13 protein-coding genes are annotated in these 15,067 nt (G+C 67.8%); 9 read left to right on the plus strand and 4 right to left on the minus strand.

The window, feature by feature from the left end; all coding sequences use genetic code 11:
• The first annotated feature begins 12 nt into the window (after positions 1-12).
• Positions 13-417: a hypothetical protein gene (locus EV650_RS03225; protein WP_134115153.1), complete on the plus strand. Its 405-nt coding sequence runs from the start codon at positions 13-15 to the stop codon at positions 415-417.
• On the opposite strand, the gene EV650_RS03230 is transcribed toward EV650_RS03225, so the two are convergent.
• Positions 394-903, minus strand: coding sequence for a winged helix-turn-helix transcriptional regulator (locus tag EV650_RS03230; RefSeq protein ID WP_134115155.1), 510 nt, complete (start codon positions 901-903; stop codon positions 394-396). The genes EV650_RS03225 and EV650_RS03230 overlap by 24 nt on opposite strands.
• 55 nt (positions 904-958) lie before the next feature.
• On the opposite strand from EV650_RS03230, the gene EV650_RS03235 reads away from it, so the two are divergent.
• Positions 959-1,417 carry a nuclear transport factor 2 family protein gene (locus tag EV650_RS03235; protein ID WP_238174000.1) on the plus strand — a complete coding sequence of 153 codons (459 nt, stop codon included), beginning with the start codon at positions 959-961 and terminating at the stop codon, positions 1,415-1,417.
• Between the two features lie 56 nt (positions 1,418-1,473).
• On the opposite strand, the gene EV650_RS03240 is transcribed toward EV650_RS03235, so the two are convergent.
• From EV650_RS03240 to EV650_RS03250, 3 genes are read right to left on the minus strand one after another with little or no spacing between them, the layout of a single operon-like run.
• A complete protein-coding gene (locus EV650_RS03240; RefSeq protein ID WP_134115157.1) occupies positions 1,474-2,196 on the minus strand; it encodes a DUF4386 domain-containing protein in 723 nt (240 codons plus the stop codon).
• A 1-nt stretch (position 2,197) separates the two neighbouring features.
• Positions 2,198-2,425, minus strand: a complete 228-nt coding sequence (locus EV650_RS03245; protein ID WP_134115159.1) for a DUF8691 family protein — start codon at positions 2,423-2,425, stop codon at positions 2,198-2,200.
• Between the two features lie 40 nt (positions 2,426-2,465).
• Entirely contained in the window at positions 2,466-5,057 is a 2,592-nt protein-coding gene (locus tag EV650_RS03250; protein ID WP_134115161.1) for a winged helix-turn-helix domain-containing protein, read from the minus strand.
• 105 nt (positions 5,058-5,162) lie between these two features.
• Between EV650_RS03250 and EV650_RS03255 the strand changes: the two genes are divergently transcribed.
• From EV650_RS03255 to EV650_RS03285, 7 genes are all read left to right on the plus strand, one after another.
• Positions 5,163-6,971, plus strand: coding sequence for an ABC transporter ATP-binding protein (locus tag EV650_RS03255; RefSeq protein ID WP_238174001.1), 1,809 nt, complete (start codon positions 5,163-5,165; stop codon positions 6,969-6,971).
• A complete protein-coding gene (locus EV650_RS03260; RefSeq protein ID WP_134115165.1) occupies positions 6,964-8,748 on the plus strand; it encodes an ABC transporter ATP-binding protein in 1,785 nt (594 codons plus the stop codon). The genes EV650_RS03255 and EV650_RS03260 overlap by 8 nt, the downstream gene beginning before the upstream one ends.
• Before the next feature lie 100 nt (positions 8,749-8,848).
• A complete protein-coding gene (locus EV650_RS03265) occupies positions 8,849-9,790 on the plus strand; it encodes an ABC transporter ATP-binding protein (RefSeq protein ID WP_134115167.1) in 942 nt (313 codons plus the stop codon).
• A complete protein-coding gene (locus EV650_RS03270; RefSeq protein WP_134115169.1) occupies positions 9,787-11,127 on the plus strand; it encodes an ABC-2 transporter permease family protein in 1,341 nt (446 codons plus the stop codon). The genes EV650_RS03265 and EV650_RS03270 overlap by 4 nt, the downstream gene beginning before the upstream one ends.
• 94 nt (positions 11,128-11,221) lie before the next feature.
• Entirely contained in the window at positions 11,222-13,897 is a 2,676-nt protein-coding gene (locus EV650_RS03275) for an alkaline phosphatase family protein (protein ID WP_238174002.1), read from the plus strand.
• 48 nt (positions 13,898-13,945) lie between these two features.
• Positions 13,946-14,608, plus strand: coding sequence for a DNA/RNA non-specific endonuclease (locus EV650_RS03280; protein ID WP_134115173.1), 663 nt, complete (start codon positions 13,946-13,948; stop codon positions 14,606-14,608).
• Entirely contained in the window at positions 14,605-14,985 is a 381-nt protein-coding gene (locus EV650_RS03285) for an antitoxin YezG family protein (RefSeq protein WP_134115175.1), read from the plus strand. Before EV650_RS03280 ends, EV650_RS03285 begins: the two co-directional genes overlap by 4 nt.
• Positions 14,986-15,067: the final 82 nt, after the last annotated feature.

A 15,067-nucleotide genomic window follows, 5' to 3' on the forward strand; every position in this document is an offset into this window, starting at 1 on the left:
TTAGGGTGAGGCGTGACGAGTTGGCGTGACGAACGACGACAGGCGGCGGCCGAACACGCGGCCGCCCTGGAACGCCGGAAGGCCTCGGAGACCGCTCAGGCCCGCGAGCTGCTGACCGATTTCATCGCGACGCTGAAGGAACGCGGCGTCGAGCCCGAGCCGTTGCGTGCGCAGGTCGTCGGATCGAACGCGAGCTACCGGACCAACCTCACCGGCTGGTACCTGCGCCGTAACCGCTCGCTGGCCGTGGACGTCGAGGGGAACTTCTACATCCTCGGCGTCCAGCCCAGCCTCAAGGCCCGCGTGGCCGGAGTCCACGTGCTGCCGTCCGATCCGCCGATCATCGTCGGTCAGGGTGCTCGCGACGGCGAGTCGATGCCGCTGGCCGAGTTGCTACGCCTTCGGCTTGAGTCCTGACAGCACGCTCTCGATTAGCGCAGTACCAGGCGCTGTTCGGCCGCCTGGTCCGGGGGACGGCGCGACCTCGTCCATCTGCAACGCCTCGCCGCACTCCGAGCAGCAGACCGTTGCCGTCGTCACCTTTCCGCAGGTCGTGTGGGTGAACCGGAGCGGTTGGCCGGCCGGGGGAGTCGCCCAGCGGTCACCCCATGCCGTCAGCGCGATCAGGATCGGCACCAGCTCCTGCCCGGCGTCGGTCAGCTCGTAGCTGTAGCGGACCGGGTTCTGCTGGTACGGCGTACGTCGTACCAGGCCGCCGTCGACCAGTGTGGTGAGCCGGTCGGTCAGCAGGTTGCGGGAGATGCCGAGGTCGGTGACGAACTGGTCGAAACGGTTCAGGCCGAGGTAGAGGTCGCGCAGCACGAGGGGAGTCCACCAGTCGCCGATCAGCTCCAGCGACTGGGCGAGCGAGCAGTGCATCGAGGCGAAGCTGGTGTTCCGCATGCGCCCGAGTGTAGTCAGTTGCGTCATTGAACTCACTACCCCTAGGGTGGTCGGCATGGGTATCTACCACTCGATCGTGGCGCGGCAGGTGCGGAACGCGTTCGCACAGATCAGCGCCGGCAACTGGGAGGCGATGGTGGCCGGGATGGCGCCGACGTTCACCTACCGGTTCTACGGGGACCACGCGCTGGGCGGCGAGCGCCGGACCCACGACGCGCTCCGTCGCTGGTGGGAGCGTTGTTTCCGGCTGCTCCCGAACACCCGGTTCGAGGTCCAGGACGTGCTGGTCAGCGGGTGGCCCTGGAATACCCGGGTCGCCACCGCGGTCACTGTCCACGTCGGCGTTGTGGACGGATCGACGTACGAGAATGTCGTCCATCAGTTCCTGCGGATCCGGTGGGGGAAGATCACCGAAGTACGGACGCTCGAGGACACTGCGGTGCTGGAACGGACCCTCGACCGGCTGGCCGCCGCGGGGTACGCCGAGGCGCACGCGGAGCCGATCGTCGGTTGAGACGTGACGAAGCCGGGACGGTTGCTGGTGACAACCATCCCGGCTTCTTCTTCGGGTCAGCGGACCGGCTTGAATCCCTTGAAGGTCATGTAGAGGCCGATCGACAGCTCCCAGAGGGCGACGGGCAGCGTGGCGACCGCCGACACGACGGACAGCTGGGTGTTGTGTCCGAGGACGGTCAGGATGTTGACGGTGAGGAGCAGCGGCGCGCCGACGAGACCCATGATCGGCATGAACCGCGGCACGCGGCGGGACCTGTACAGCAGGATGCCGAGCAGGATGGCGCTGAAGGCGGGCATGGTGCCGCCGCCGAAGAGGAAGGTCCAGTCGCGGACCTCGACGAGCGCCCGGCCGATGGTGGCGAGTGCGGCTTGGTCGGTGCCCTGGGCGCCGGCGAGGTCCTGTCGCAGGTTGACGACGGCGACGAGACTGACGACACCGATCATGATCACGGCGGCCTCGAGCGTCCGTGACGTGACGAAGCCGAGTGCGAGCGACTCCTTGTAGCGCTTGATCACCGGGAACAGCGCGACGGCGCTGCCGATGCCGGCCAGGGCGTTGACGAAGTCGAGCAGGCAGCCCACCAGCACCCGGGTGTCGTGCCCGCCGCCGATGATGTAGTTGTGGTCGTTCAGCACCGGCCCGATCAGGAACAGCGCCGGGAACGAGGCGGCGAACGTCACCAGGTAGAAGATGCCTGCGGCCCGGACGTGGTTGCGGGTCGGATCGGCTGAGCTGTGAGTGGCAGCCGGTGTCGGTGTCGGTGCGGTGATGGTCATGTCAATCTCCTGGGTTCTGGATATGCCGATCGACCGAGAGCAACGGCAGCCCGAGGTCGCGGAGTCGCTGGAGCAGTCCGTGCAGGGCTGCTTGGTCGGCCACACGGCCGTGGATGACGGTGGTGCCGTCGGAGTGCGTGGTCAGCGTCATGCCGTCGAACCATGCGGCCCACCGTGGGTCGAGACGCCCTTGGAGGCGAATGTCGTACCAGGCTGCGTCGTGGTCCATAGCCGCAAGTTACGAACGGACCTGGTGACCGCGCATCACATCATCTGGTGATCTTCAGCAGGCCCAGCTGATGAGCCCGCCGGACCGCTGCGCGTCGGCTGTTGACGCCGAGCTTGGTGTAGATGTGCTTCGTGTGCGTACGCACGGTGTTGAGAGACACGACGAGTTCCCGGGCGATCGACGGACCGTCGAGCTCGCTGGTGAGCAACCGGAGTACGTCGATCTCGCGGTCGCTGAGCGGATCCAGCAGACTCTGTGGAGCGACCGGCTCGCGGACCTGAGTGCGCCGGTCGAGCAGCGTTCGCGGGTAGGCCCAGTCCGGGCGGCGCCGCTGCAGAGTCGACAGCAGCGACATCATCGGCGCCCCTTCGGCGATGAAGGTCCGGACGTACCCCTCTGGCTCGGCGATGGTCAGTGCTCGTTCAAGGACGGCTGGATCGCGAGCCGCGAGAGCCTGAAGGACGAGGATCTCGATCAGGGTGCCGGTCCGGCCGCCATTCTCTGTGGCGGCGCGCAACCGTTCGAGGAGTCCGGCGCAGTCTCGGTGTTGGGCGATCATGAGTCTGGCCAGCGTCACATGTTCGTACTCGTGCAGGTAGGAGTCGCCGATCGGCAAGCTGTCAGCCCATTCCTGTGCCGCAACCAGCTCGCCTCGGGCGATCAGTAGTCGGGCCCGGACCGCGGTCAGCGGGCGGACGGTCGGGGAGAAGTCGCCGACGTACACCCGGATGGCCGCGTCGAGGAGCTCCAGGGCTGTGTCGAGATCGCCTTCGGCTTCGCGGATCCGGGCCATCGCGACCCGCCAGCGGTACGGATTCTGTGGGAGGTCCGCGTCCAGGTCTTCGCTGCGGCGCAGGTAATCGGCGGCGAGGCCGAGGTCGTTGCGTTCCCAGGCGAGCTGGCTCAAGCCGACGTACATGTCGGACGTTCCGCGCAGCTTCTCCTCGCCGGCCAGCTTGAGCGCTCGTTCGAACGTTGCCTGTGCCTGACGGAGATGGCCTTGGGTGATCTCGAGATCGGCCAGGGTGATCGAGCAGCCGAGGACGTCGGCGATGTGCCCGATCCGTTCGAGGCCCTCGGCGCCGGCGGCGTACCCGCGGTGCGCGGCCTCGATGTCTCCACCAGCCCACGAGGCAAGGCCGGACAGCGCGGAGGCGGCCGAGGTGGTGAGATCGTCGCCTTCGACGGCGAGCCGGATCGCGTCCGCGGCGTGGTCGATCGTGCCGGCCGGATCCCCTGCAATCAGACAGAGTGCGGCTCGGTAGGTCTCGATCGCGCCCGGCAGCCGGTCGAGCTCCTGGGGATCGACGACCACCAGTGCGTCGACGGGGCCGGCCAGCTGTCGTTCGATGTCCTGGATCCGTTGTTCGACACCCTGGAACTGGTTGCCGGCCATCAGCGCCCCGACGAATCCGATCGCGAGGACCGGTCGGCGCCGGACGAGCTCGTCGGGGATGACGTCCAGCCAGCGCAGGATCGTGGCTTCTCGTCGTTCCCGCTGCAGGTGAGGGACAGCGAGCTCGATCAAGTCGGCGGCGTGGTCGACGTCGCCGGCCGCGACGGAATGGCGGACGGCTGCGACCGTGTCGCCGGTTTCGCCGTACCACTGGGCGGCGCGGCGGTGCAGGTCGGTGATGTCGCTGCGCTCGGCGAGCAGCCGCGCTCGCAGGACGTCCGCGAAGAGATGGTGGTAGCGGTACCACTGGCGTCGGTCGTCGAGCGGTACGACGAACAGGTTCCGTCGTTCGAGCGACTCGAGCATCGCGCGGCCGCCGGGCTGTCCGGTGACGGCGTCGCAGAGCGGGCCGGTCAGCCCGTCGACCACGCTCGTTTCGAGCAGGAACCGGCGTACCGGCGCTGGTTGGCGATCGAGGACCTCGTCGACGAGGTAGTCGACGACGTATCGATCGTCTCCCGCGAAGCCGTCGATGAACCCCGCCGCATCGCTGCGGCCCTGCAAGGAAAGGGCTGCCAGTCCGAGGGCGGCGATCCAGCCTTCGGTTCGTTCCTCGAGAGTCGCGACGGCTTTGGCGTCAAGGCCGAGACCGGTCACGTCGTTGAGGTAGGCGTGTACTTCGTCGAGGGTGAAGCGCAGATCGGCAGCACGGACCTCGACGAGCTCACCACGACTGCGCAGACGTGCCAGTGGAAGTGCGGGGTCGGCTCGGGTGCTGATCAAGATGTGCAGCTGGGGCGGGAGATGGTCGAGCAGATAGGTCATCCCGCGGCTGATCTCCAGGCCGTCGGCGAGGTGATAGTCGTCGAGGACGAGGTCCACCTGGTCAGGCAGAACGCTCAGCTCGTTGAGGACGACGGCGAGGACCGTTTCGATCGGCGGCGTACCTGATTGCAACACCGCCAGAGCGCCCTCGGCGACGCCAGGTGCCGCGCGCTCCAGGGCGGTCAGGACGTAGGTCCAGAAGGTGACGGGCTCTTGGTCGCTGGCCTCCAGCGAGACCCAGGCCGCGTTCTCGGCCGCCCAGGCCGAGACCAGTGTCGTCTTGCCGAAGCCCGCCGGCGCGGACACCAAGGTGAGACCGGCGCCGTCCTTCTGCAGCAGGCGCGGGCGTTCCACCAGACCCTGGCGGCTCCGCGGCCGGTAGAGCTTGGTCTCGACGAGCAGGCCGACCATCACACCCCCCGGTTCGATGTCGTTGTGATGAGAGTAAGCCCCGCGATTGTGGAGCGGACCGAAACTCGGATGCTTTTGTCGGTGCGGGTCGTTACGGTCGGTTGGGTGCTGACTCTGCTTCGCTACGGCGTTCGTGTTGCACCTGGGAGCACGCTTCTGACGATGGGTCTGGCGGTCCTCGGCTCACTGCTGGGGATGGCGGTCACGTTGCTGACCGGCCGGGTCGTCGGGGCGGTGCCAGGTGTGATCGACGGACGCCCCGGAGCGATGTCGCTCGGCGAGTTCGGCTGGGTGCTCGGCGGGCTGTTGGCGGTGTTCGTCATCGACAGTCTGACGCCGGCGTTGCAGCAGGTTGCGTCGCTCATGATGGACGCCGGCCTGGTCCGCGCGATCGGCACCGGCATCACCGAGCCGCTGCTGCGGCCGCACCGGATTCAGCACCTCGAGGACGCCGAGGTCCTGGACGTGCAGGAGCGGGCGAAGGGCAAGGGCGGATTCCATCTCGCTCAAGGGTTGAGTCAGCTGCCGTGGCTGCTGGCCAGTCGGGTCACGCTGATCGGATCCGCGGTGATCGTGGGCGTGATGTTCGCCTGGTGGATCGCGGTCATGCTGGTCGCGGTGACGGTCCTGCTGGAGTGGTACGGCGGTCGTCTGGTCGAGCGTGAGGTCGATGTCTGGTGGGGCAACACCGAGGAGCAGCGCCGGGCGAACTACCTGTTCGACCTGGGTATGCGGGACGCCCCGAAAGAGCTGCGCGTCTTCGGTCTGCACAACTGGCTGGTCGAGCGGTATGTCCGCGAGTGGACGGCCGGCTACCGCCCGGTCTGGGCCCGCAGACGGAAGAACCTGAAGTTCTCGATTCTGATCGGCGGCGTGCACCTGATCGCGAACGGCATCGCGATTCTTGCCGTCGGCCGCGCTGCCTTGAACGGCTCGCTTCCGCTCACACAGGTGGCGACCACCTTGCCCGCGATCCTTGCGATCGGCGCAGCGAGCAACGGGTACGGCGTCGTGCAGGTCCGCCGTGGACTCTCGGCGTACCGGGCGATGCGGGACCTGCCGGAGACGATCGCCGAGCGGCACCCGGAGCCGGTGGCAAGCACGAAGTACCGGATCGAGACGATGCCGGCGCGGGAGATCCGCTTCGAGAACGTCAGCTTTCGCTACCCGGGGTCGGAGGTCGACGTACTGCGCGACCTCGACCTCACGATCCACGCGCATGAAGCGCTCGCGCTTGTCGGGATCAACGGTGCCGGCAAGTCGACGCTGGTGAAGCTGCTCGGTGGTGCGTACAAGCCGACAAGCGGCCGGATCACCGTCGACGGGGTCGACCTTGCGGACCTTGACCTGGCTGCCTGGCAGCGGCGGGTGGCCGCGATCGTGCAGGACTTCTTGCGGTTTCCGCTGTCGGTCACGGACAACGTCGTGTTCGGTGCGGTCGAGCGTGCGGATGACGAGCTGACGCTGGCCAAGGTCGCCCGCGAGTCCGGGATCGACAAGGTCGTCCGCGGTCTGCCGAAGGGCTGGGACACCGTGCTGGACAAGACGTTCGACGGTGGCGTCGACCTGTCCGGAGGCGAGTGGCAGCGGGTCGCTCTGGCCAGGGCCTTGTTCGCGGTTCACGCCGGCGCGGGCGTCCTCGTGCTGGACGAGCCGGCTGCGGCCCTCGACGTACGCGCCGAGGCTGAGTTGGTCGAGCGGTATCTCGAGCTGACCTCAGGGGTGGCGTCGCTGATCATCTCGCACCGGTTCTCGGTGGTCCGCAACGCCAACCGGATCTGTGTGCTGTCCAACGGACGGATCGTCGAGGACGGCACGCACGAAGAGCTGCTGGCTCGCGAGGGGGAGTACGCCGGGATGTTCAGGCTGCAGGCCGAGCGGTACGTGACCGGTCCGGAGGCAGTCGATGTCTAAGACGACACGGATCCTCTGGCTCTGGCTGAGCACATCGTTCCGGGCCGCACCTTGGCTGATGACGATCTCGGCCGCGCTCGTTGCGGCCCGCGCCATCACCGCACCGACCCAGACGTACGGCGTGAGCCGGCTGGTCGACGGGATCGCGTCGGACCGGTCGAGCACGATCGCGCTGGGGATCGCGATCATCGTCGGCGGCCTCGCGGTGTCGTTCGTCGCGGACGGACTGGGCTGGCCGTTGCAAGACACCGCGCAGGAGCGGATGGCTGGTCGTGTGCACGCCGACCTGCTCGACGTAACGACCGGGATCCCCGGACTGTCGCAGCACGAGCGGCCCGATGTCGCGGACCGGCTGGAGTTGGTGCGTGAACGCGCGTGGCGGATGGGCGTTGGTGCCGAGGTGCTGCTGTGGGCGTTCGCCACGGTGACGAACACCGCGACCGTGCTCACGCTGCTCGGGTCCGTGCATCCGTTGCTGCTGGTGCTCCCGCTACTGGGTGGCGCGCGGATCTGGTCGGCGTACCTGAGCAGCACTCGGCAGCAGAAGGCTTGGGAGGAATCGCTGCCGCAGGAGCGGTTGGTCGACCGGCTGATCGAGGCGGCCAAGGATCCACGGACTGGTCTGGAGCTGCGTGTGTTCGGGCTCGGGAAGGTCTTGCTGGACAGGATCTTCGCGTTGCAGACCGAGCGGTTCGAGCGCCGGGTCGCGGCGGCGCGCTGGGGCGGCAAGGTCGACGGGTCGGTGCGGCTCGTGTTCGGTCTCGCGTACGCCGCGGCGATCGTCTGGGTGATCTCGCGGGCGCGGCACGGGCAGGCCAGCGCGGGTGACGTCGTACTCGTGCTGTTGCTCGCGCCGCAAGTCGATCAGATGACCGGCGGTATCGCCCAGAATGTGTACTGGGTCGGCGAGGTCGTGCGGAGTTTCAGCAGATACGACTGGTTGCGCGAGTACGCGAATCAGAACTCGTGGCGGTCCAGTGCGACGCCGGTGCCGGAGCGGCTCACGTCAGGTATCGAGCTGCGGAATGTCGGATTCTCCTACCCTGGTTCGGATTCCGCGGTCCTGAGCGACATCAGTCTGACCGTGCCGGCCGGGGCGGCGGTGGCGCTGGTGGGGGAGAACGGTGCCGGCAAGACGACTCTGGTGAAGCTGCTCGCCCGCATGTACGACCCGACTACTGGACGGATCCTTGTCGACGGCGTGGACCTGGCGACCATCCAGCCGGACGAGTGGCGGTCGCAGCTGTCGGCCGGCTTCCAGGACTTCGTGAAGTTCGAGCTCACCGCGCGCGAGGTCGTCGGGATCGGCGACGTGGCGCGGGCGTCGGACGAGGTCGCCGTACGGACGGCGATCGTGCGCGGAGATGCGGAGTCGGTCATCGCCGGGTTGCCGAACGGGCTGGATTCTCAGCTCGGCAAGAAGTTCACCGACGGTGTCGAGCTGTCCGGCGGGCAATGGCAGCGGCTCGCGCTGGCCCGTGCGTTCATGCGCGAGCGACCGCTGTTGTTGCTGCTCGACGAGCCGACCGCGGCTCTTGACCCGGAGGCCGAGCACCGGCTGTACGAGCAGTACGCCCGGGCAGCGAAGGTCGCCGCCGCGGAGACCGGTGGGATCACCGTCCTGGTCTCACACCGGTTCTCGACCGTCCGGATGGCCGATCTCATCGTCGTCATGCACAACGGCCGGGTCGAGGAGTACGGCACCCACACCGATCTGCTCGCCGCCGGCGGCCGGTATGCAGAGCTCTTCGAGCTCCAGGCGCGCGCCTACCGCTGAGAGATCGCTGAGAGGTTTGGCCGAAGGAGTTGCCGCTAGTTCGCCATTTGTTAACGTTCGGTCTTCACCTGACCGTACATTCCTTCCTAATGTATTAACCATGGACACCCCGCCTGCTGTCCGTGCCCGTGGCCTGACCAAGTACTTCGGTGAGGTCGTCGCGCTCGACGGCGTCGACCTCGACGTCGCACCCGGCCAGATCCATGGCCTGGTGGGACCCAACGGAGCCGGCAAGACCACGCTCCTCGGCCTGCTCCTCGGCCTCGCCGTTGCCGACAGCGGCACTCTCGAAATCCTCGGTACGCCGGTCGGCCGCGCGCTCGCCGTACCGGAAGGTGTGGCCGGCTTCGTCGACGGCCCCGGGCTCTACCCATCGATGACCGCCAAGCAGAACCTGGCCGCCCTGGCTCGACTCCGCGGCGACGACGCACAGACCATGAACATCGACGAGGCGATCGACCAGGTCGGCCTGACCGATGTCGCCGACGACCGGGTCCGCGGCTTCTCGCTCGGCATGCGCCAGCGCCTCGGCCTCGCCGCCGCGCTGCTCACCAAGCCACGGCTGCTGGTCCTCGACGAGCCGTCCAACGGCCTCGACCCGGCCGGCAAGAAGCACGTGTACGGCGTACTGACCCGACTGGCCGCGGACGGTACGGCGGTGATGCTGTCGAGTCACCGGATGGACGATGTCGAGTCGCTCTGCTCCGACGTGACCATCCTGTCCACCGGACGGGTCGCGTTCACCGGGCCGATCAGCAAGCTGGCGTCGGAGGACAACGAGCTCGACTACCGCGTGCTCACCTCGAACCCGGCCGCCGCCCGCCGGCTGGCTCGCCAGACGAACGGGATCAAGCTGCACGACGACGACCTCGTCCACGACGGCGTCGAGCTGCTGGTGATCTCCGCGCCGGTGCCCGCCCTCGACGAGTTCGTGAAGCGACTCGTCCAGGACGACATCGCGATCCGCGAACTGGCGCCCGTGGTGTCGCCCCTCGAAGCCGCCTTCCTCGCCCTCACCGAGCAGCAGGAGAACAACGAATGACGGCCATCACCGCGGATGCCCCGGTGGCTCGCCGCGTCTCGGTTGCCCGCGGGTACCGCTTCGAGCTCGTCAAGCTGCTCTCGCAGTGGCGAGTCCGGGTCCTGATCATCGCCTGCTGGATCGCGCCCGCGCTCTTCGTCGCGGTCATCAGCCAGCAGGCCTCGCTGCCGGTCGACACCCTGTTCGGTCGCTGGATGCACGCCACCGGATGGGCCGGACCGCTGGTCCTGCTCGGGTTCTCCGGATCATGGGCGCTGCCGCTGCTGACCTCGCTGATCGCCGGTGACGTGTTCGCGTCCGAGGACCGCCTCGGCACTTGGCGCCATCTCTTGGTCGCGGTCCGCTCGCCGCGCAGGATCTTCGTCTCGAAGACGCTCTCCAGCTTGACCGTGATTCTCGTGATGGTGATCGGCCTCGTGGTGTCGAGCACGGCCAGCGGCCTGCTCGTCGTCGGCAGCCGTGAACTGATCGGCCTCGACGGCCATCTGCTCTCACCCGGCGACGCGGCCGCCAGGGTCCTGCTCGCGTGGCTGTGTGCGCTCGCCCCGACGCTGGCCCTCGCCGCGATCGGTCTGCTCGGCTCGGTCGCACTTGGCCGGTCGCCGATGGGCCTGCTGCTCCCGGCGGTGGTGGCGCTCGCGATGCAGATCGTCCAGCAGCTCCCGATCCCGGTCGCTTTCCGGCTGGCCCTTCCCGGCTATGCCTTCATCAGCTGGAACGGCTTGTTCACCAGCCCGATGCAACGCGGACCACTACTGATCGGAGTCGCGGTCAGCCTGGTCTGGGCCCTGGTCGCAACTGGCCTGGCGTACTTCCTCTTTGTACGCCGCGACTTCACCAACCCGACTCATGACGGCTCCGGCCGGCTGGCGATCACGGCCGGTCTGGTGCCCCTCGTCGTACTGCTCGGTCTCACCACCGCCGTACTCGCTCCGGTGACCGGCTTCGGTTCGGGGATCGATCAGGACAAGGTGCAGCGCGCGGTCGCGGTCGAGTTCGCGCACCTCTACCGGCTGCAGACCAAGCAGCTCAACCGGGCCGACGTGACCGAGGCGCAGCTGCAGAGCGCGGCCGAATGCACCAAGGGCGGCGACCAGGTCGCCGCGCGCGGACCCGGCAACGACTGGCGCTGCGTGATCAGCTGGCACATCCCCGGCGTGGAGGCCGCCGGCTCGGCGATCTACCAGCTCGACATCAACCCACTCGGTCGGTACGTCTCCGACGGGGACGGACCGAAAGAAGTGAATGGCTTCTTTCTGGTCCGCACCCCGTCCGGGGACGAGCCGAACCCACTGTGGCAGTTCGACGGCAACATCGAACTGCTACCTGCCAACTGAAGGCCAACCCGAAGGGATCCATCCCATGCAGGTAACACGCCGCCGCAGGCGTGACGTAGAGGGCTCACGCAGTCCCCTCCGGCGCAGATTACCATTGCTGACCGCGGGCACCACCGCGCTCGCGGTGACCCTGGCAGGCACCGCCGTCGCGTCGACGACGGGCTTCGGTCACGACCAGGTCGGCCAGGTCACGGACAAGGGCGAGGTCATCTCGTCCGACCAGTACCTCAAGCCGATCGGCGATCGTCTCGTCCTCCAGGACGGCAAGATCATGTCGTCCACGGTCAGCCCGGACGGCAGCCATATAGCCGCCTCCGTGACCGACGGCGGGATGGCGCTGGCGATCGTCGACCTGAAGAACTGGAAGGTCCAGCAGTACATCGGCAACAACGCCGCCGCCGACCTGAAGATCCCCGGCAACGACATCGGCCAGGAAGGCCCGACGTACTCGCCGGACGGTAAGCAGGTCTGGCTGGGGCAGACCGACGGCTACCGGAAGTTCGACGTGAACGCCGACGGCTCGCTCGCGAACCCGACGTTCGTGGCGATCCCGGCTGACGGTGCGAAGCATTCGCTCGCCGCGGAGGCCGTGTTCTCCGCGGACAGCTCGACCGTGTACTCCGCGGTCAACGGCCAGAACCGCGTGATCGCGATCGACACCGCGACCGGCACCATCAAGCAGAGCTGGGCGACCGGCAACGCGCCGCGTGACCTGGTCATGGTCGACGGCAAGCTGTACGTGAGCAACGAGGGTGGCCGGACCGCGCGGGCCGGCGACACCACGCTCAACTCGTACGGCACCGCCGTCGTCGCGAACCAGAACTCGATCACCACGACCGGTACGGTCAGCGTGATCGACCTGAAGAACCCGGCTGCCGCCGTCGCCAGCATCGACGTCGGTCTGCACCCGACGGCGCTGTACGCCAAGAACGGTGCCGTGTTCGTCGCCAACACCGCGACCAACAGCGTGTCCGTGATCGACACCCGGCGCGGGCGGGTCGTCCAGACCATCGCCACGCAGCCGTGGCCGGAGGCCTCGGTCGGGTACGAGCCCGACGGCATCACACTCACCAACGACGGCCACCTGCTGGTCTCGCTCGGTCGTGCGAACGCGATCGCGGTCTACAAGTACCGCAACCCGCTCGAGCCGGTCAGCTACGTCGGCCTGCTGCCGACCGACTACTTCCCGGCCGAGCTCGCTCAGGTCGGCAAGGACATCGTGGTCTCGAACACGCGCGGTATCGACGCCCTCCGGACGACCACGGCGGCCGGTCACGGCACGCACGACACCACGTCGAGCCTGACCAAGTTCCGGCTGCCCGACGACCACGCCATCCAGAAGCAGTACACCGGCCAGGTCTTCGAGCAGAACGGCTGGACCAAGGGCTCGGCCCAGCTCGCGACGGACAAGGGCCACCGCAAGCCGGTGCCGGTCCCGGCCAAGCTCGGCGACCCGTCGACGATCAAGCACGTCTTCCTCCTGGTCAAGGAGAACCGCACCTACGACCAGGTGTACGGCGACATCCCCGAGGGCAACGGTGACCCGGCGCTCGCGCAGTACGGCGAGAACGTGACGCCGAACCAGCACGCGCTGGCCAAGCAGTTCGGGCTGTACGACAACACCTACGACGTCGGCACGAACTCCGCGGAGGGTCACAACTGGCTGATGCAGGCCGACAACCCGGAGTACACCGAGTCCTCGGCCGGTGAGTACCTGCGCAGCTACGACACCGAGAACGATGCCCTCGGCCACCAGAAGAGCGGCTTCATCTGGACCGGTGCGCAGGCGGCCGGTAAGTCGGTCAAGGACTACGGCGAGTTCCAGTCGGTCGAGCAGAAGCCGGCCGGCGCGACCTGGCAGAACCTGTACTGCGACACCAAGACGATGGAGTCGACCGGTGCCGCGACGCAGTACCCGATCCAGGTCGGCTCAGCGATCCCGTCACTGAACAAGGTCTCGGTGCCCGGCTTCCCGCTCTTCGACACCAGCGTTCCGGACGTCTACAAGGAACAGATCTGGAAGCAGGACTTCGAGAAGAACGGTCCGGCCAACCTGAACATGTTCTGGTACTCCAACGACCACACCGGCGGGACCGCGAACGGCCCGGCCCAGGTGGCCGACAACGACCTGGCCGTCGGCCGGACCGTGGACGCGATCACCCACAGCAAGTACTGGAAGGACTCGGCGATCTTCATCGTCGAGGACGACTCGCAGGCCGGCCTCGATCACATCGACGGGCACCGGGCGCCGATCCAGATCATCAGCCCGTACGCGCAGCACGGTGCGGTCGACAGCCACTACTACACCCAGATCACGATGATGCGGACCATCGAGCAGATCCTCGGGATCCACCCGATGAACCAGAAGGACACCGCGGCCACCCCGATGTTCGGCGCGTTCACCAGCAAGCCGAACTACGCGCCGTTCACCGCGCTCCCGAACCGGACCTCGCTGACCGGTGGCGTCAACCCGCTGCCGACCTGTGGCGCGGACGTTCCCGCGGCGCAGAACCCGAACGTCGCAGCGGCGCCGACCGCGGCCGTACCGGCCGGCATGGCGTCGATGGCGGCGACCTGGTCGGCGTGGAAGGACCAGCAGCGGACCACCGGCCCGAACGCCAAGGCCGACTACGCGAACCCGTCCCAGATGAACCACTACGACTGGTACGAGGCGCACAACTGGTCCACGCCGTACCCCGGCGAGACCAAGATCGTCGCGCCGAACGACGTGCCGGGAGCGATCATCCCGGCCGCCGAGAGCGACGGCTGAACACCCGGAAGTAACGACAAGTTCAGAACCGTGCTGTAGAAACACTGCATGCCAGCAACGCGGGCGTCGGCCCGGATCGAGCAACCAGCCGATCCGGCCGACGTCCGCGCCGTCGGTTACGGACCCCGCGACGTACCGAAGGTGCCGGAGAAGTACGACGGCCTGCCGGTCCGCAAGGAGAAGTCCGGCCGGGTCGACCACTGGAACGCCGACCTGATGGACCCGGAGCCGTCGACCGTGTACATCGTCGACGACCGGTACGTGTTCGTGACCGACAAGCGCGGACGGGTCGTGCACGCCGAGGGCTGGCTGGGCTGGCGTCCCGGCAAGGAGGACAACGAGAACCACCGGAACCTCGACGCCCAGTTGGAGGCGGGCGAGCCGGACCGGCAGGCGGCCGACGACGGCGGGCACCTGTTCGCCGCGATGTTCGGTGGTCCGGGGGAGTCGTTGAACCTGACCGCGCAGTCCCGTGAGCAGAACCGGGCGGTCGCGGGCAGCAACAACTGGCGCCGGATGGAGGACGCCTGGCGGGCCAAGCGGGCCGCGGGGCTCCCGGTGCACGCTGCGATCGACGTACAGCACGCGAATCAGCAGACCCGACGGCCGTCCAGCCGGTCGGTGACCGACCGCAGCGAAGGGCAGCGGTCACCCCGGCGTATCTTCAGGGAGACCAAACCGCAGCCGTCCCGGGGATACGAGAGACCATGAGCGAGATCGGCACGATCGACACCATTGCCCGCGCCCTGACAGCCAACCTGCCCGCGGGATGGCATCAGGTGACCGGGGTCTATCGGTCGACGACGTCGTACTCCGAACTGGACGCGACCGTGGACGGCGCGCAGCTCGATCCGCTGCCGGAGGGGCTCGAGGACCACTTCGAGCAGCTGCGGCGGGAGATGTACCAGCCGGGTAAGGGGACCTGGCTGACCGCTCAGGTGAGCGTCACGGCCGACGGGCACTTCGCGACCGACTTCGACTACGACGACGAGCCGGCCTGGTCGATTCCTGTCGACACAGCGATCTACGCGGCCGATCTGCGCGAGTTCCCGCGGGACGCCGAGCACACGCCGGAGTGGCTGACTTAATTGGGTGGCAGGCCGACGTGGCCGCTGGTAACGTCGCCGGTCTGTCTTTTCGGGATCGAATCGAACCGGATGGATCTGCTCC

It is taken from the genome of Kribbella kalugense (genome assembly GCF_004365875.1).
GTDB classification, from domain to species: Bacteria; Actinomycetota; Actinomycetes; order Propionibacteriales; family Kribbellaceae; genus Kribbella; species Kribbella kalugense.

Bases quoted from the DNA above. Each gene is read 5' to 3' on its own strand.
- EV650_RS03230 (WP_134115155.1), bottom strand. From the start codon at position 903: ATGCGGAACACCAGCTTCGCCTCGATGCACTGCTCGCTCGCCCAGTCG.
- EV650_RS03235 (WP_238174000.1), top strand. From the start codon at position 959: ATGGGTATCTACCACTCGATCGTGGCGCGGCAGGTGCGGAACGCGTTC.
- EV650_RS03240 (WP_134115157.1), bottom strand. From the start codon at position 2,196: ATGACCATCACCGCACCGACACCGACACCGGCTGCCACTCACAGCTCA.
- EV650_RS03245 (WP_134115159.1), bottom strand. From the start codon at position 2,425: ATGGACCACGACGCAGCCTGGTACGACATTCGCCTCCAAGGGCGTCTC.
- EV650_RS03250 (WP_134115161.1), bottom strand. From the start codon at position 5,057: ATGGTCGGCCTGCTCGTCGAGACCAAGCTCTACCGGCCGCGGAGCCGC.
- EV650_RS03260 (WP_134115165.1), top strand. From the start codon at position 6,964: ATGTCTAAGACGACACGGATCCTCTGGCTCTGGCTGAGCACATCGTTC.
- EV650_RS03265 (WP_134115167.1), top strand. From the start codon at position 8,849: ATGGACACCCCGCCTGCTGTCCGTGCCCGTGGCCTGACCAAGTACTTC.
- EV650_RS03270 (WP_134115169.1), top strand. From the start codon at position 9,787: ATGACGGCCATCACCGCGGATGCCCCGGTGGCTCGCCGCGTCTCGGTT.
- EV650_RS03280 (WP_134115173.1), top strand. From the start codon at position 13,946: ATGCCAGCAACGCGGGCGTCGGCCCGGATCGAGCAACCAGCCGATCCG.
- EV650_RS03285 (WP_134115175.1), top strand. From the start codon at position 14,605: ATGAGCGAGATCGGCACGATCGACACCATTGCCCGCGCCCTGACAGCC.